Source organism: Cryomorphaceae bacterium (genome assembly GCA_017798125.1).
Classification (GTDB): Bacteria; Bacteroidota; Bacteroidia; order Flavobacteriales; family ECT2AJA-044; genus ECT2AJA-044.
Genome location: CP059070.1, coordinates 1,623,017 through 1,640,633, shown reverse-complemented (window position 1 = coordinate 1,640,633; position 17,617 = coordinate 1,623,017). Strand labels below are relative to the sequence as shown.

Sequence of the window (17,617 nt, the reverse complement as noted above, 5' to 3'; positions counted from 1 at the left end):
CTATTTTTAAGAAAACGTTTTCATGCCCCTCCAACTCGACCGTACCCTTCTTCGGAATAAGGCCATGTCCCTACGGGACGATTTGGAACCTGAAGTGCATGAATCCGGATCCCTTTCCATCACAGAACACGTCTTGGATCATCCGCGTTTAAAGCGGTTCAATTTCATCTTTCTCTACTTGAGTTATCGGTCCGAAGTTGATACTTGGCTCTTGGCCCAAGAACTACTCGACCGCGGGAAGACGCTCTGCGTTCCTCAGATCAGTGGACCCGGAAAAATGAAAGCAAGACAGATTAAAAACCTGGATGACGATTTAGAGAAAGGGCCAATGGGAATTGCCTCACCTGTTCCGAGGACCAAAGAAATCGATCCCCGATTGATGGATTTGATTCTGGCCCCAGGACTACTGTTTGATGAAGCAGGAACTCGCGTGGGATATGGAGGAGGGTTCTATGATCGCTTTCTTCAACAAGTTCGAGAGGGTATTGAAGTATGGGGGCTTTGTTTTGAAGAACAAATGAGCGGGCAACCCATACCTCGAAACGAATGGGACATACCCATGACCGGTTTGGTCCGTCCCAGTGGATTCAGCTCAATAGATTCATGAGAAGGCTATTGCTGTCTCTAGCCTTGTCCCTTTGGGTCCTCATCTGGCTTTGGGGAACGTCTCAATGGCACTGGACTCCGTGGGTTCGAACTATTGCCTATTTCAGCTATTTCACTGTAGCTATTTGGGTTCTGGATATTGGCTACCGAAAAATTCGTCCGAAAACGGATTGGTCCATTCGTTCTGGGCTGTTGCTCGTGATGGTCATGGCTGCCCTTCTTATTGCCGGGGGGCATGCCCTTCTGACACAAGGCTTTAACCTATCCTTAGAGCGCACCGTACATTATGACTGGACCGCACTCAAAGAGCAGAACCCTTGGCTTTGGTCATTGTCTACAGGGCTTCTGCACGCCATGATCATAGGCCTTATGGGTATGACCGTATTGATCTGGAGACGTCCGATCTCAGATTAGAGATGCTTGTTGATTTTTCCGAGAAGTTCAGCCGGGTTAAAGGGTTTTGAAACGTATTCGTCCATCCCCACGGTGAAGATTTCGTTCTGCTCATCGAGCATAGCGGATGCCGTCAAAGCTATGATTGGGGTCCTAAGCCCCGCACCAGATTCCCTTTCGCGAATAATGGCCGTGGCTTCTATTCCTGACATTTCAGGCATTCGGAGGTCCATCAGAACGACATCTGGCTTTCGTTCCTCCCAGCTTGTCACGGCCTCGGCTCCGTTTTTCGCCACGTTTATTTCAGCGCCCCATTTACTCAGAATCTTTTCGGCGACGATGACATTTACTGGGTTATCCTCAGCCAGTAGAATATACTTGCCCGCTAGTGGTTTCTCTTCTGTGCTTTCTTGGTTTGCTGAGGATTCAAAAGCGCGACCAACTTTGAGTGGAAGTTCAACTCTAAAGGTAGACCCATTCCCTTGTTCACTTTGGAGGGAAATCTTGCCGTCCATCAGTTCAACCAATTGACGAGTTATGGCCAATCCCAACCCTGTACCTCCAAATTTCCGCGTAGTCGAATTATCCTCCTGAGTGAAGATTTCGAAAATATCGCCCTGTCGCTCTTCAGCAATACCAATACCAGAATCGACTACGGTAAAGATGACCCGAACTTGGTCCTGGTGCCGGTCCTTCAAAGTAATATTGAGGTCAACACTTCCATCTTCAGTGAATTTCACCGCATTCGATAGAAGATTATTCAAGATTTGAGTCACACGGGTAGAATCCCCAATCAGCACTTGAGGAACGGACTCTGCACGCTTTAAACTCAATCGAACGCCTTTTTCTTCCGCCTTTAATGAATGTGCTTGCTCCAAGCTGTGCAGCAACTCATCAAGATGGAATTCGGCTTCTTCAAAGACGACTTTTCCCGCTTCAATCTTACTGTAGTCCAGTACATCATTGATCAAAGACAAAAGATTCTCCGCACTGAATTTCAGAATGTTCAGGTTTTCCAATTGGTCCGGACGAGGATCTTCTTCCTGGAGAATATAGCTCATTCCAATTACGGCGTTCAAAGGAGTCCTGATCTCGTGACTCATCGTGGAGAGGAACTCGGACTTAGCTTGTCCTGCCTTTTCGGCTTCATTTTTAGCCCGAATCAGATTTTGATGAGTCCGCTGCAACTCTAAATTCTGTTTTCGGACGATCTGTCGTTCGCCGTCGTAGTTGTTCTTAAAAAGAGCAAAGGCCGCTCCAGAGAAAATAGTGAGCGCCGTGGTGGCATATAGAATCTGACGATGTCTTAATTCGTCTGTGGCATAACTCGTAATAGCCTCTGGGAAAGTCGTTTCGAGCATATAGCAAGCCACAAAAGACAAGGCATTGATGGCAATGATGTAGGGATAGTACTTCCGCTTGACGAGACTTACACCGAGGATACAGCTGAAAACAAAATATGGCGGAACATCCCCGTTGATTCCATCACTCAGGAAATAAAGTCCGGAGATCGAGATCAAACCAATAGCAATGAATATTGGCGTTACGATTCGGTTGTATCCCCGAACTCGGGCAAAGAAGTACAGACAAGCAAATACTACGGATAGGCTTCCAACAATGATCGAAAGCATTGGATCCAATCCTTCAACCACGCTCTGAGCCGACAGCAGGGCCGTAAAGAACGTTGTCACAAACAGGGTCATGTTCAAGATCCGAGCATGGATCGAGAAGGCGTGAGCAGATCCCGCGAGTGCGTTGAACAGGCGTACTAGCATAATTGGAAGTTACATATTCCTTCTGTACTGCCCTCCTACTTGGAAGAGCGACTCCGTGATCTGCCCAAGGGAGCAGTGCTTGGTCGCCTCCATCAATTCTTCAAAAATATTCTGGTTCTCTAGTGCGGCCGATTGGATACGCTTCAAAGCTTCTTCGGACTGACCCGAATGACGCTCGTGTAAACGACCCAGCATGGCAATTTGATACTCCTTTTCTTCCTGAGTAGCTCGAATAACCTCCCCTGGAATAACCGTAGGCGATCCTTCTTTATTTAAGAAGGTATTCACCCCGACGATGGGATAAGTACCATTGTGCTTGAGTGTCTCGTAATACAGAGATTCCTCTTGAATCTTGCTTCGTTGATACATGGTTTCCATAGCACCGAGCACACCGCCGCGCTCCGTGATGCGATCAAACTCCATGAGCACAGCCTCTTCAACCAAATCCGTGAGCTCTTCAATGATGAAACTTCCCTGCAGTGGGTTTTCATTCTTGGCCAAGCCCAGTTCTTTATTGATGATGAGCTGAATAGCCATTGCTCGGCGCACACTCGCTTCCGTAGGCGTGGTAATGGCCTCGTCATAGGCATTGGTGTGCAACGAATTACAGTTGTCGTAGATCGCGTACAGTGCCTGAAGCGTCGTCCGGATGTCATTGAAGTCAATCTCCTGGGCATGAAGACTTCGGCCCGAAGTCTGAATATGATACTTCAGCATTTGGGCGCGTGCGTTGGCGCCGTATTTCTGCTTCATCGCCTTGGACCAAATCCGGCGAGCTACGCGGCCAATGACGGCGTACTCTGGATCAATTCCATTACTGAAGAAGAACGACAGGTTGGGCCCAAAGGCATTGATGTCCATTCCTCGGCTCAAGTAGTACTCTACATACGTGAATCCATTGGCCAAAGTGAAGGCCAGCTGAGTAATGGGGTTCGCTCCCGCTTCAGCGATATGGTAGCCGCTAATAGATACCGAATAGAAGTTTCGGACCTGTTGCTCGATGAAGTACTGCTGCACATCTCCCATCAATCGCAAGGCAAACTCCGTAGAGAAAATACACGTGTTCTGAGCTTGATCCTCTTTCAAGATATCGGCCTGAACGGTCCCGCGTACTTGCTTTAAGGTATCTGTTTTGATGCGCTGATACACCTCTTGAGGCAAGACCTGGTCTCCAGTGACCCCGAGGAGCATGAGCCCGAGTCCGTCATTTCCCTCCGGAAGATCCCCCTGATAACGAGGACGTTCTACTCCTTGCGCTGCAAAGATGGATTCCAGCTTCTTTTCGATTTCCTTTTCTAAGCCTTCGGCTCGAATATACTTTTCGCATTGCTGATCAATAGCGGCATTCAAAAAGAATCCCAACAACATTGGTGCTGGGCCATTGATGGTCATGGAAACCGACGTTTTGGGATCGGCTAAATCGAACCCGCTGTAGAGTTTCTTAGCATCATCCAGGCAGCAGATGCTGACCCCTGAGTTTCCAATTTTACCGTAGATATCCGGGCGTCGATCTGGATCGTTACCGTAAAGCGTGACCGAATCAAAGGCCGTGGACAAGCGCTTAGCAGGCATATCCAAACTCACGTAGTGGAACCGGCGATTGGTACGTTCTGGGCCACCTTCTCCCGCAAACATCCGTGTAGGGTCTTCTCCTTCTCGTTTGAAGGGATAGATCCCTGCGGTGAATGGGAATTCACCGGGAACATTTTCTTGCAACATCCATTTCAGCAAAGCGCCCCAAGCGTCGTAGCGAGGAACGGCTACTTTAGGAATCTGAGTATGTGAAAGCGACTCTGTATGCGTCTGGATGCGGATCTCCTTATCCCGAACCTTGAAGATGTACTCCGGCTCGCTATACTTTTTCTTTTTCTCCTCCCAGTCTTGGATGAGCTTCCAATTGTGTGGATCCAAATCAAGTTTGACCTGTTCGAAACGCTCTTGAAGCCCCTTGATCAGGCGATCTTTATCTTCCAAAGCTGAGGCCTTCAAGGACTCAATGCCCACGTGGACTCCGTAGAGTTCCTCGGCAACCCGCGCCTGATCATTAACCCAGTCGTCAAAGCTTCGGTTGTTCTCCGAAATCTCGCTTAGGTAACGCGTACGTTTGGGTGGAATGATGAAGATTTTCTCAGACATCTCCTTGGTGGCCGCATAGCTCGATTTCAAGCTAGCTTCCGTCTTCTCATCGACCAAACCCATCAAAACTCGATACAGTTCATTCATCCCCGGATCGTTGAACTGACTGGCAATCGTTCCGAAGACCGGCATACTGTCCGGATCCTGGTCCCAAAGATTGTGGTTGCGCTGATACTGCTTTTTGACATCGCGCAAGGCATCCAAAGCACCGCGCTTGTCAAATTTGTTCAGGGCAATGACATCGGCAAAATCGAGCATATCGATTTTCTCCAACTGGGTGGCCGCTCCGTATTCCGGCGTCATGACATATAGCGATACATCTGAGTGATCTAGAATCTCCGTATCACTTTGTCCAATCCCAGAAGTCTCCAGGATAATTAAATCGTATTCTGCTGCTTTAAGAATGTTTACAGCCTCTTGCACGTGCTTGGAAAGAGCCAAGTTACTTTGGCGTGTGGCCAAAGAGCGCATATAGACGCGCTCGTGATTGATGCTGTTCATCCGGATTCGGTCTCCCAGCAAGGCACCACCAGTCTTGCGTTTCGATGGGTCAACTGAAATGATTCCAATGTTTTTATCCTCGAAGTCCAACAAGAATCGGCGAACCAATTCATCAACGAGGCTCGACTTTCCAGCTCCTCCCGTTCCGGTGATTCCGAGGACCGGAGTTATGGATCGCGCCGCAAGGCGCTCGACTTCATCCAAAGTAGCGCGGCTCTCTTCTGGGTTGTTTTCCGCGGCAGAAATGAGGCGTGCAATGGATTTAGGGTCGCGTGTGTCTAGGTGACTCAGCTCTCCATTGAGGCTAAAGCCAACAGGGTAATCGCTCTGCTGCACCAAATCGTTAATCATCCCTTGCAGACCCAATTCACGGCCGTCATCTGGACTGTAGATACGAGTAATCCCGTAATCCATGAGTTCTTTAATCTCTTCGGGCAAGATAACGCCACCGCCACCGCCAAAGATTTTTATGTGACCAGCACCGCGCTCTTGAAGTAAGTCGTACATGTATTTGAAGTACTCCGTGTGCCCGCCTTGATAAGAGGTCATTGCAATGGCTTGGGCGTCCTCTTGAATCGCGGTATTCACTACCTCATCAACCGATCGATCATGGCCGAGGTGGATAACCTCGCATCCTGTACTTTGAATGATGCGACGCATGATATTGATGGCGGCATCGTGCCCGTCAAAAAGACTGGCTGCCGTCACGATCCGAACCTTGTTGGTGGGTTTGTAAGGTGCAGCTATTTGCATGTGTGTAGTGTTTAGTGGTACAAATATACCTCAAATGAGGGCAGTTGACTTACTCGGGCAAGCGGATCAATTCTCCACTTCCATTGTAAATGGCAACGATTTGAGTGACGGGCCCTGTGTAGTAGACATCTCCTGTACCATTGAATATGATGGTCATGTTCGAAATGACATGAATGTACGTGTCGCCAGGTCCGTTGACCTCAACCTTGCAGCTTTCGACGATTAGATCGCGTGCGTCCACTGTTCCGGGGCCCTGGTGATTAACCGAAAGCACCGCGCCTTCCCCGGTCATCAAGAGTTGGCCAGCTCCGGAAAAGACGCCCTCGAAGGAATTCCCGATACCCGTTATACTTACGTCGCCTGTGCCGGCAATCTGATAGGCTAAATTCTGAAAAGGGAAATTGACGAGCTCCACATCTCCGGAGCCGGCGTATAGAAATCTTCGCGGAGGAAGCGATTCCAAGTGTACGCGCCGATAGATGTCTGGATATGCTCCTTCTTCATCTTCAATAATCAAAGACGACCCTACGACCTGAGTCATGATATTCTCATGATCTCCCGGATAGGCTTCGGTAGTGATCCGAACTGAATCCGCAGGAGTGTAGCGTACGTTTGTGGTGCCTTCAACATACACGGCATCGAACTCCTCTTCGATGGGCCGATCGACCAAGGTCAGCGTTCCCAAGGGTTCAACGCTCTTTTGGCATCCCGAAAAGATGACTAAAAAAGCTATGAATCCTAGGTATTGCTTCATGTTTACTTGACTTCTAGGGATGCGAGCTGTTCGGTAAGCACCTTGATTTTCAACTCAGCATCCGCTTGTTTTTTACGCTCAATGGCAACCACCTGTTCTGGGGCGTTGTTCACGAACCGCTCATTGCCGAGTTTCTTCATCACCGAATTCAAGAAGCCTTGCTGGTATTTGAGCTCTTCCTGAATTTTGGCGATTTCCCCCTCCACGTCTACGTGATCTCCCATCGGAATAGCGAACTCGTTCGCTCCAACTCGGAAGGAATACGAAGCCTCAGGTTTGGGCTCGTCTTCATGAATGGTCCCAATGACGCCGAGCTTGTGGATGATGACGTCGAATTCATTACCTGTTGGTTCGTTCTTCTTCACGTACAGATCAAACTCTTCCTTTGGAGAAATTCCCTTGTCCTGTCGGAAGTTTCGAATGGCACTCACTATTTCTTTAACACGTTCAAAGTCCGCTACAAGGTTGGCATCAAAGGCCACTTGTGCCGGATAATCGGATACGGCAACGCAATCTCCTTCCTCACGTTCCGCAATTTGATGATAGACCTCCTCCGTCAAGAACGGCATAAACGGATGCAACAAGCGAATAATCAAGTTGAAATTGTGTCGGATATTCAACATGGAAAGGGTGGAAATTTTCTCTCCATACGGCGGCTTTACTGCCTCCAGATACCAAGAACAGAAATCATCCCAGATCAACTTATAGATGGTCATGAGGGCTTCAGAAAGGCGGTAATCTTCGAAGGATTTTTCGATCTCCGCCAGTGCGCTTTGGAAGCGATTCTGGAACCAAATGTTCGCAGCTTTCTCTTCAGGTCGAGGGTCGCTACCATCTGTTTCCCAACCTTTTACTAGTCTAAGGGCGTTCCAGATCTTGTTGGCGAAGTTCCGTCCCTGTTCGCACAGTTTTTCGTCGAACAACAGGTCATTTCCCGCCGCTGCGGACAGGAGCATCCCTACGCGTACCCCATCGGCGCCGTAATCTTCAATGAGTTTCAAAGCGTCTGGAGAATTACCCAGCGACTTACTCATTTTTCGGCGTTGCTTATCGCGGACCATCCCGGTGAAGTAAACGTGCTTGAATGGACGCTCTCCTTTAAACTCATATCCGGCCATGACCATTCGGGCCACCCAGAAGAAGATGATGTCCCATCCGGTGACCAAAACCGTTGTGGGGTAGTAGTAATCCAATTCCGTTTTGTCCTCGCCAAACCCGTCAAAGACACTAATGGGCCAGAGCCATGAGCTGAACCAGGTGTCTACTACGTCCTCATCCTGCCGTAAGGCAGTCATAGGTAGTTCTGCATTTCCAGTCTTATCTCGGGCCTGCGTCAAAGCCTCCTCCGCGGTTGCCGCTACGATGACCGTGCCGTCTTCCAGGTAGTAGGCCGGAATGCGCTGTCCCCACCATAATTGTCGGCTAATGGGCCAGTCCCGGATATTCTCCATCCAATGACGGTAGGTGTTTTTAAACTTAGGCGGGAAAAAGGCTACCTCATCTTCCATGACGGCCTCCAAGGCTTTCGGCGCGATTTTCTGCATATCCACAAACCACTGCAGGCTCAAGCGAGGCTCGACTATCGTATCGGGATTCCGCTCCGAATAACCCACCTTGTTCTGAATCGGCTCGATTTCGACGAGGTGATCACGCTCCTTCAGATCTTTTACGATCTTCTTACGAACGTCCATGCGATCCTCTCCAATGTACCACTGAGCTGCTTCGCTCATGGTTCCATCGGGATTCATGATATCCACGGTTTCAAGTCCGTGTTTTTGACCCAAATCGTAATCATTGGGATCATGCGCTGGTGTTACTTTAAGGGCTCCCGTTCCGAATTCACGATCCACGTATTCATCAAAAATGACGGGAATCTCTCGTTCTACGAGGGGAACGATAACGCGAGCACCCTTTAAATGCGTATAACGTTCATCTTCGGGGTGAACACAAATCGCCGTATCGCCCAATATGGTCTCGGGACGAGTCGTAGCAATGGTTAGATATTCATCACTTCCCTTAATCGAGTAACGAACGTGGTAGAGGTTGCTCTGCTCCTCTTTATAGATGACCTCTTCATTGGACAAGGTCGTTTGCGCAGCTGGGTCCCAATTGATCATTTTCAGATCGCGGTACAGGTATCCTTTGTTGTAGAGATCTACAAAAACCTGAATGACCGCATCGCTCAGACTGTCCTCCATGGTGAACCGAGTCCGGTCCCAATCGCAAGAAGCTCCCAGTTTTTTGAGCTGCTCAATGATGATCCCGCCGTACTGATCTTTCCAATCAAAGGCGTGGCTTAAGAATTCTTCGCGGCTGATGTCTGCCTTAGTAATACCCTGCTCGCGCAATTTGCGAACGACTTTAGCTTCCGTGGCAATGGATGCGTGATCGGTACCCGGAACCCAGCACGCATTGAAGCCCTGCATCCGCGCGCGGCGAATCAAGACATCCTGAATGGTGTTGTTGAGCATGTGGCCCATGTGTAAAACACCCGTCACGTTTGGCGGTGGAATGACAATGGTATAGGGCTCACGATCATCCGGTACGGAACGAAACATCCCTTGTTCCATCCAGTGATCATACCACTTCTGCTCTACTTCTTTTGGGTCAAAATTCTTCGCGATCTCCATGCGTCAATGATTGGGCGAACAAAAGTAGCAATTCCGCCTTGTTTTTAGGCGTGAACCATCCAACCATTGGGATGTTAATGCCGTGTTAATGCAAAGTCGCCCTTGCAAATGTGGCGCACCCTTTGCTACCTTTGTACTACGTTTCAAAACAAAAACATTGAACTCATGAAAAAACTGATCGCCACTCTTACATTGGTCTTCGCTGGTGTAGCATTGACTTTCGGTCAAGCCAATACCAATCCAAACGCACCTCAAATCTCTTTCGAGAAAGAGACCCACGACTATGGGACTATTGACCAAGGCGCGAACGGAACCTACGAATTCGTCTTCACCAACACCGGTAAAGAGCCGTTGATCATTACCAATGCGAAAGGATCTTGCGGATGTACCGTACCTGCATGGCCGAACGAGCCGATCGCTCCTGGAGCATCTGACGTGATCAAAGTAAAATACGACACCAAGCGTTTGGGCGCATTCAACAAATCGGTAACGATTACTTCCAATGCAGCGACCCCAACAAAGGTGATCAAAATCAAAGGTAAAGTGAACGCACCAAGCGGAAACACATCACCTGTAAAGCAGTCTGGAGCTTCGCCTGTGGCAAAGCCTTGATGCAAATCGAAAATTTTATTTTTGTCCCGGAGTTAACGCTCCGGGATTTTTTATTTCTGGCCCTACGGGCCGATGTCAACTAGTCAGCCATGCCATCACTTTCCCAGAAAGGGCAGCGTATGCCCTCCTCTCCAATCCGAAAGCTCGTTCCTTTTGCGGATGCCGCTAAAGCAGGTGGAACCACCGTATACCACCTCAACATTGGACAGCCGGACATCAAGACGCCAGAAGTCGTACAAGACGCCATCCACGTGGCTCCAGTGGAAATTATTGCCTATTCCCACTCCGAAGGAATCCTTACCTATCGAGAAGGATTGGCTAAGTACTATCGGAACGTGGGACTGGAAGTGAATGCCCACGATATTATGGTGACAACGGGTGGGTCTGAAGCCCTTAGCTTCATCATTGGCGCTACCATGGACCCAGACGATGAACTCATCGTTCCCGAACCCTTCTACGCAAACTACAACGGTTTCTCCATCGCTAATGGAGTCAACGTTCGAGCAGTCACAGCTTCCATTGAGGACGGATTTGCCCTTCCCACCATTGAGGAATTTGAAAAACTGATTGGTCCCAAAACCAAGGCCATCCTCATCTGCAACCCTGGAAACCCGACTGGGTACTTATACAGCGAAGCAGAACTGGAGCAGTTGCGGGCACTCGTGATCAAACACGATCTCTATTTGATTGCCGACGAAGTCTATCGCGAGTTCTGCTATGATGGCCGGACACATCACTCAGTTATGGCTATGGAAGGCTTAGACAATCACGCCATTATGGTCGACAGCGTATCCAAGAGATACAGCATGTGCGGAGCTCGTATTGGTTGCATTGTCTCGCGCAACAGCCATTTGATGGCCACCATCATGAAATTCGCACAAGCGCGATTGAGCCCACCGAGCCTAGGACAGATTGCCGCAGAAGCTGCCTTGAAAACGCCTCAAAGCTACTTCGACGAAGTCATTGAAGAATACGTGGAACGACGAGATGTCTTGGTCGACGGATTGAATAAGATTCCTGGGGTCCGATGCCCTAAACCTTCAGGTGCGTTCTACTGCATTGCCGAATTGCCCGTTGATGATGCCGATAAATTTGCGGAATGGCTCCTTTCGGATTTCAGCTATGAAGGAGGCACGGTCATGATGGCTCCAGCTAGTGGATTTTATTCTACTCCAGGTAAGGGTAAGCAGGAAGTGCGGATCGCGTACGTACTTAACATTGAGAGCCTCAAAAAATCTCTGACCATTTTGGAAAAAGCCTTAGAAGCTTATCCGGGACGCATTGGATGATTGCCGCCTTTGAACATATGGTGAAATGGCTTGGATACGCTCTGTGGATTGAGGCTGTTACTGCATTTTCGCCGCAGACCATGGGCCTTGAACCGCAATTCTTAATGCCTCCCATATTAGAGGAAAACAGCGGCCTAGTTTGGGACAGCGAGCATCAAACCTTTTGGACACACAACGACAGCGGAGGCAAGCCTCGTCTGTTCGAAGTGGATACGACCGGTAAAATCGTGAAAGAGGTCTTTTTGAAAGGGGCCTCTAACCGTGATTGGGAAGAATTGGCACTGGACCGTGAAACGAACACTCTATTCGTCGGTGACTTTGGCAACAACCGGAATAAACGAAAAGACCTTAGCATCTATCGACTCCCTTTGCCTCGAGGAAAAGCACAGGAAGTGCCGTGCGAGATCATTTCCTTTCGCTACCCCAATCAAAAGGACTTCCCTCCTGCAGATCGCGCCAAAGAATTTGACATGGAAGCCATGATCTACTGGAATGATTCGCTCTACCTTTTTTCCAAGAATCGAACAAAGCCGTATTCTGGATACACCTTCATGTATCGCGTTCCCTCGGCTCCGGGTGAATACGTTGCCGAGTTGGTAGACTCCTTTGCCACGGGAGGCTCGTATTATATGACCCAGTGGATTACAGCCGCAGACCTAAGCCCTTCTGGTGATCGTCTGGTATTGCTGAACAACGGTCATCTTTGGTCCTTCTCCAACTTCACTCCACCCTACTTCCTGCGAGGAGAAGCCACTAAACACCCTTTTGAGCGCACGACTCAAAAAGAAGCGATCACCTTCAAGGATGATCGGACGCTATTTATCTCTGAAGAGAAAAGCAGCGGCCCAGGGGCGTTATACCTCGGCATTTTACCAGAGAGGCACTAAGGGCCAAGTCGGGTCCCTGACTTAGCCCACTTTAGCCGGGTGAAAAGCCTCTATTTTCTGCAATTCTTACTACTCTCGGGAATGTGCTCCATTCCTCGCCCACCTACCCATGAACTACCCAGAGGATTTGTCCCCCCTTCGGATTCAGTACTGCGCATAGCCTTTTACAACCTTGAGAACCTCTTTGATACCGTGGATGATCCCAACACCCAAGATGAAGGTTTTACGCCTTTAGGTAGTCATCGTTGGAATGAGAAACGGCTTCAGCGAAAACTTTTAGAGCACGCACAAACTCTTCGCGCTATCGGGAGTTGGAACGGACTTGGACTGATCGGATTTGCCGAAGTTGAACACGAAGAACTTCTGCAAAGACTGTCCGTTCAACTCCCTTTAAAAAGTTTTGGTTACCAAACGCTACATTTCGAATCCGACGATCCTAGAGGAATTGATGTAGGAGCACTTTGGAACCCAAAGCAGCTGGACTTGGATACGACGGCCTGCTTTGACGTTCCTTTGAGTCTAGGGGATCGCCCGCTTCGATCATTCCTTTGGGCTCGGTTCTTTTTGAATTCAAGTGCCTTTCACGTCATTATTGTCCACTGGCCTTCACGATATGGGGGGCAAATGAATACCGAGCCTAAGCGCATCCGTGCGGCCCACAGAGCCAACGAAGTTCACGATTGGATAAAGCTCACTTATGGGGATGAACCCATCATCTTGATGGGAGACTTGAACGACGGGCCAAACAACTCCTCCATTCAAGATGGTCTGGGCCTCAGAAGTGACTCAAGTCGCTGGGAAATTCACTTTCCTGCACCCAACGCATTCTCAGGGACGCACGTTCATGCAGGTAGGTGGAACCTACTCGACCAATGTTACTTGTCTCTAAACCCAAACACTTCAGAGCGCCAATTGCGCTTCGACTCGCTTCGTATCTTTTCAGCTGCCTGGCTATTGGAAGAAAGCGAGCAAGGGCAGATTATACCTTTTCGGACTTATCGAGGACCTTCCTATCACGGAGGAGTCAGCGACCATTTACCCATCTATTTCGACCTGATTCAATCGAATCAGGACTAAACGGAAAAAACTTATCTTGCTTTATCTACAGTCGATCAAGTGGATTGGAGCAGAAGATGAGACGAATCGCACTACTTTTTTTCATTCTATTCTCGGCCTTTTTTACTTCGTGCAAAAAGGATGCTGAGGTTATTCCCGACAATGACGCGCCGTATTACGAATCTATACCACGCGTCTTAATTGAAAACTACGTCAATCGGACCTTCATCGACCTTATTGGTCGAGAACCACTAGATCCAGAAATGGCTTATTATGTCGATTTCCTCAAGGTGAACAACCTGGATTTCGAATCGCGGGACAGCATGATTATCGTGCTGATGACGGATACCCAACCGCGTCCCGAAGAAGGCTCCTATGTCCAAGCGTACTACCAAAGAGTGTATGACTTGAGTAAAGCCCGCTTTTTAGAGGGGGTTGCCGACGCCTACATTCAAAGCGAAATTGGTCAACTCTCCTTTGGGTTGCAAGTAGACAGCCTGAATGGAGACTATGCCGCTGCGGCTGAAAAACTAAGAGAGATTCGAAAATTCCAGAACATCCTGGATTGCCGTGTTGATTACATGAATGATTCTATAGGATTGGATTCGGTCTGTGCCCGCATGATCAACAACAATATTTATGACTTCATCAATATGAACACGTTCAATTTTGTGAATGCATCGTTTGACGATCTCTTTTGGAGATTCCCTACAGAAGGAGAATTCTGGGCGGGATACGACATGATCGAAAGCAATCAAAGTCAGATTATTTTTGGCGAATCCGGCACCAATAAAGAAGAGTATATCGACATTCTCGTTCGGCAAAGAGAGTTCTACGAAGGGAATATCACTTGGGCATACTCTACCCTCTTAGCCCGCCCTGCCAGCACTTTAGAGCTTTCGGACATGATGAATCATTTCTGGTTTGATCACGATTTTCAACGTGTTCAAAGGAAAATTATAAGAACAGATGAGTATGCGGGTTTCTAAAATAGCAGCGCTTAGCCTTTTAGGTCTCTGGCTTGTTCTCGCTTCTTGCCGGAAGGAGGCCGATATCTATGAAGTAAATCCCGAAGGTCTTCAGCTCGTAGAAACGAGTAAGTTCAAGTTGAAAACCACGAATCAATACGTCGCCATTCTCTATGCCAACCTCTTTCAAACGGCCCTTTCGGCCAACAAGCTGGTCGAGATCAACCGCTTGTTTGACGCTATTGGAGATGATCAAGTGGCCAAAGAAGTGCTCATTTCAAATTTCATGAATGACCCAGCGGTGATCATTCCGAGTGATTCGGATATGAGAGCTGATCCGGAAACTTTTATTTACGAGACCTATGTGCGCTTCTTAATTCGGAGACCTACGGAAGCTGAGCAGACGCACTTTGTGAACCTCATCAACACCAACACAGACATCACTGCAGAGCTGATTTACTTCTCCTTCGCACTGTCTGACGAATACGAATACTACTGATATGGAACGCAGAGAATTCTTAAAGAAATCGGCATTGACGGCTGCGGGAAGTATTGTCATGCCCCATATTTTACCCTCGGGCCGACTATTTGCTCAAACCGGAGTTCCGATGGCCGGACACGTGGTCTACGTCCTTTTCGCTGGAGGTGTACGACAACAAGAAGCGGTTCTTCAACGATATTTGGACGATAGCCAAAACGTCAATATTCCCGGGAACATCATGTACAACATGTTCAACGGACAAGCACCAGCGGCAAAAATCGTTTACGGCACCAACGTTCCAGGTGAACCCGACGGGAGCGCCCCAATTTCTGGAATCCTCGGTTCTACCATACAAAGCCAGGGTACCACCTTTGCGGAGGTACGCGCAACGACGGCGGGTCATTATAGCGGATTGAATACGCTATTGACGGGAAACACCGGTGTTACACAAGGACTAAAACAGAAGCCTGTTTTCCCGACCATCTTTGAATACGCACGAAGACACGCTGGATACAAGGCTACAGATTGTTGGTTTGTCGGCAATGGAATCGGGAATTCCACCCCGCTCCTCGACTTTTCAGAACATCCAGGGTACGGAGCTCAATATGGAGGTAACTTCCTCTGTCCAGAAGTCGCTTTTGGCGATGATGGAGTAGAGCACTTGTCCAACGCAAAAATTTACCATCCGGATGAAGAGCTGGACCCTATGTACAAGATGAAATACTTCTTGGACAATGCTTTCCGCTCAAACGGAGGAATTCCCGTACCAAACATCGGAAACACAGAAGAGGAAAAACAGGAGATCAAGCAGTTCATCAGTGACATGTTTGTGAAGCGAGCCTCCGGGAATGTGACCATGCCGCCAATTGCGGACAACGGTGACCTGCGCAACATTGGATGGGCTTGTGAAGTCATGCAGCGATTCAAACCGAAAATCACGGTGGTAAACCTCGGGGCTGTGGATGGCTGCCATGCCGATTTCACAGGTTATCTAAGGAGCCTACATAGAGCGGATCACGGAGTAGGATTTTTGTGGAACTATATCCAGACTCAGATTCCAGAAATGGCCAATGATACGGTGATGATTGTGACTCCAGAACACGGTCGAAATCAGATGCCCAACCCCATTTTAGACGAAAATGACTGGTTTGCATATGACCATAGTGACGCGAACAGTATGCGCGTGTTTACCCAAATGGTTGGCCCTGGAGTTCAAGGAAACCTCACCGTGGGAAGCGAAACGAACCAAATCGGAACAACGATGGACAATGTCTTGACCATTGGCGAAATTCTCGGGTTCAAAAGCGACATTCAAACGGCTGGATTGATGTCTGGAAGTGCACTGAGCTTATTTGATCGTATATGAGAAACGCTCTGGCCATTTTCATGCTTACTGGACTCTTCTTTTTCGTCGTGTCTTGTGCCGACGAAGAAAAGGATAACCCCTTCAACAATCCGAACCTTCAAGAACCCGTGGACTCCGTGGATACGGACACCCTCACTCCCGGCTCATTCGCTTTCTTGCACTATAAAGTCTTTCGTCCTACATGCGCAAACAGCGGGTGTCATGACGGAACTTTTGAACCTGATTTCAGGACCATTGAAAGCTCGTACAACACGATGGTCTATCAACCTGTGATCAAGAATGACGTCAGCAATTCCTTCGAATATCGCGTGAAGCCAGGAAGTTCTTCGGAAAGTGTTTTGATGAATCGCCTTACGGTCGATATTGACGGACAGTCGGGAATCATGCCTTTGAGTATTGACCCAGGAAGTGATTGGCCCGCACAAGAAAACAGTTACGAGAACTACATACGGGACTGGATCAACAACGGGGCATTGGACCAATTTGGCAATCCGCCTACCCAAGGGAATAGAGAGCCCCAGATGCTCGGTGTGGTTGCCTTTGCCGATGGCAGTCCAACAGCCTTACCTAGAGGAGCCGGGAACGGTCCTATTGAAGTACCTTCAAATACGCAAAGCCTGCAAATCTGGATTGCCTTTGCAGATGACCAAACTCCTGTAGGACAATTAGGTGTGAACGAGATCAGGTTTAGCAATGGCATCAATGACTTCACTGGAGCAACGGCTGAGACCTTGAGTGTTGTAGGACAACCCATTACCGCCGAAGGATACTTTGGCGATCCGGTATCGTATTTCCATCGCATTACCATCGACCCAAGTCAATATGCCAACCTGGGGCAGTTTAGCTATTTCAGGACCACGATTCAAGATGCAGACAATGATCCCTCCGAGATTCCGAATCAAGGAAGCTTCCAATACATCAAAGAATACTTTGCCTTTACTGTAATACCCTAATGAAACAGATTCGATTCTATATAGGGCTTATCTTGCTTTTGGGCCTAACGGCCCGATGCACCAAAGAGGTAGACAACGGTATTTCGGATGTGCCAGCCATCGAAATACGCCAAGTCTCCCCATTGACGATTGAGGAGTTCGACGGTAATGTAAAGGTCTTCCTCAAGTACGAAGACGGAGACGGAGATCTGGGTTTCCCAGAGGCGGATTCACTTTCATTGGAAGTCTGGGATGCCCGACTTTCAGAACCGGACTATTACTATGTGCCTGCGCTGGCTCCGGTCGGCGAATCTCTGACCATTCGCGGTGAACTGGAAATCACGTTAAACGGGACCTTCATCTTGGGAAATGGTCAACAAGAGACTACGACATTTACCATGCGCATAAGGGATAGAGCAGGTCATTGGAGCAACACGGTGGTCACTCCGACCATCACCATCGTTGAACCCTAAGCAGC

At 48.6% G+C, this 17,617-nt stretch carries 15 protein-coding genes; 11 read left to right on the top strand and 4 right to left on the bottom strand.

The window, feature by feature from the left end:
• Positions 1–22 precede the first annotated feature (22 nt).
• Together HZ996_06970 and HZ996_06965 are read left to right on the top strand one after the other, a co-directional pair.
• Positions 23–607, top strand: coding sequence for a 5-formyltetrahydrofolate cyclo-ligase (locus tag HZ996_06970; GenBank protein QTN38889.1), 585 nt, complete (start codon positions 23–25; stop codon positions 605–607).
• Positions 604–1,020: a hypothetical protein gene (locus HZ996_06965; protein ID QTN38888.1), complete on the top strand. Its 417-nt coding sequence runs from the start codon at positions 604–606 to the stop codon at positions 1,018–1,020. Before HZ996_06970 ends, HZ996_06965 begins: the two co-directional genes overlap by 4 nt.
• Here HZ996_06965 and HZ996_06960 read toward each other — a convergent pair.
• The 4 genes from HZ996_06960 to HZ996_06945 are packed head-to-tail and all read right to left on the bottom strand — an operon-like array spanning position 1,017 to position 9,548.
• Entirely contained in the window at positions 1,017–2,774 is a 1,758-nt protein-coding gene (locus HZ996_06960) for a response regulator (protein QTN38887.1), read from the bottom strand. The two genes, HZ996_06965 and HZ996_06960, sit on opposite strands and share 4 nt — an antisense overlap.
• Positions 2,775–2,783: 9 nt before the next feature.
• Positions 2,784–6,164 carry a methylmalonyl-CoA mutase family protein gene (locus tag HZ996_06955; GenBank protein QTN38886.1) on the bottom strand — a complete coding sequence of 1,127 codons (3,381 nt, stop codon included), beginning with the start codon at positions 6,162–6,164 and terminating at the stop codon, positions 2,784–2,786.
• Positions 6,165–6,213: 49 nt separating this feature from the next.
• Positions 6,214–6,918, bottom strand: coding sequence for a DUF2807 domain-containing protein (locus HZ996_06950; protein QTN38885.1), 705 nt, complete (start codon positions 6,916–6,918; stop codon positions 6,214–6,216).
• A gap of 2 nt (positions 6,919–6,920) precedes the next feature.
• Positions 6,921–9,548: a valine--tRNA ligase gene (locus tag HZ996_06945; GenBank protein QTN38884.1), complete on the bottom strand. Its 2,628-nt coding sequence runs from the start codon at positions 9,546–9,548 to the stop codon at positions 6,921–6,923.
• A 165-nt stretch (positions 9,549–9,713) separates the two neighbouring features.
• On the opposite strand from HZ996_06945, the gene HZ996_06940 reads away from it, so the two are divergent.
• The 9 genes from HZ996_06940 (at position 9,714) to HZ996_06900 (ending at position 17,612) form a co-directional block, all read left to right on the top strand.
• On the top strand, positions 9,714–10,160 hold the full coding sequence (locus tag HZ996_06940; GenBank protein ID QTN38883.1) for a DUF1573 domain-containing protein: 447 nt from the start codon (positions 9,714–9,716) through the stop codon (positions 10,158–10,160).
• An 89-nt stretch (positions 10,161–10,249) separates the two neighbouring features.
• Positions 10,250–11,449, top strand: a complete 1,200-nt coding sequence (locus tag HZ996_06935) for a pyridoxal phosphate-dependent aminotransferase (GenBank protein QTN38882.1) — start codon at positions 10,250–10,252, stop codon at positions 11,447–11,449.
• A gap of 17 nt (positions 11,450–11,466) precedes the next feature.
• The gene (locus HZ996_06930; protein ID QTN38881.1) at positions 11,467–12,336 is read left to right on the top strand and encodes a hypothetical protein; all 870 of its coding nucleotides are present in this window, start codon (positions 11,467–11,469) and stop codon (positions 12,334–12,336) included.
• A gap of 39 nt (positions 12,337–12,375) precedes the next feature.
• The gene (locus HZ996_06925) at positions 12,376–13,413 is read left to right on the top strand and encodes a hypothetical protein (GenBank protein QTN38880.1); all 1,038 of its coding nucleotides are present in this window, start codon (positions 12,376–12,378) and stop codon (positions 13,411–13,413) included.
• A gap of 56 nt (positions 13,414–13,469) precedes the next feature.
• On the top strand, positions 13,470–14,381 hold the full coding sequence (locus HZ996_06920) for a hypothetical protein (protein QTN38879.1): 912 nt from the start codon (positions 13,470–13,472) through the stop codon (positions 14,379–14,381).
• Positions 14,368–14,859: a hypothetical protein gene (locus HZ996_06915; protein ID QTN38878.1), complete on the top strand. Its 492-nt coding sequence runs from the start codon at positions 14,368–14,370 to the stop codon at positions 14,857–14,859. The genes HZ996_06920 and HZ996_06915 overlap by 14 nt, the downstream gene beginning before the upstream one ends.
• 1 nt (position 14,860) lies before the next feature.
• Complete coding sequence (locus HZ996_06910) at positions 14,861–16,207, top strand: hypothetical protein (protein QTN38877.1); 1,347 nt, start codon at positions 14,861–14,863, stop codon at positions 16,205–16,207.
• On the top strand, positions 16,204–17,160 hold the full coding sequence (locus HZ996_06905; GenBank protein QTN38876.1) for a hypothetical protein: 957 nt from the start codon (positions 16,204–16,206) through the stop codon (positions 17,158–17,160). Before HZ996_06910 ends, HZ996_06905 begins: the two co-directional genes overlap by 4 nt.
• Complete coding sequence (locus HZ996_06900; GenBank protein QTN38875.1) at positions 17,160–17,612, top strand: hypothetical protein; 453 nt, start codon at positions 17,160–17,162, stop codon at positions 17,610–17,612. Before HZ996_06905 ends, HZ996_06900 begins: the two co-directional genes overlap by 1 nt.
• The last annotated feature ends 5 nt before the right edge of the window (positions 17,613–17,617 follow it).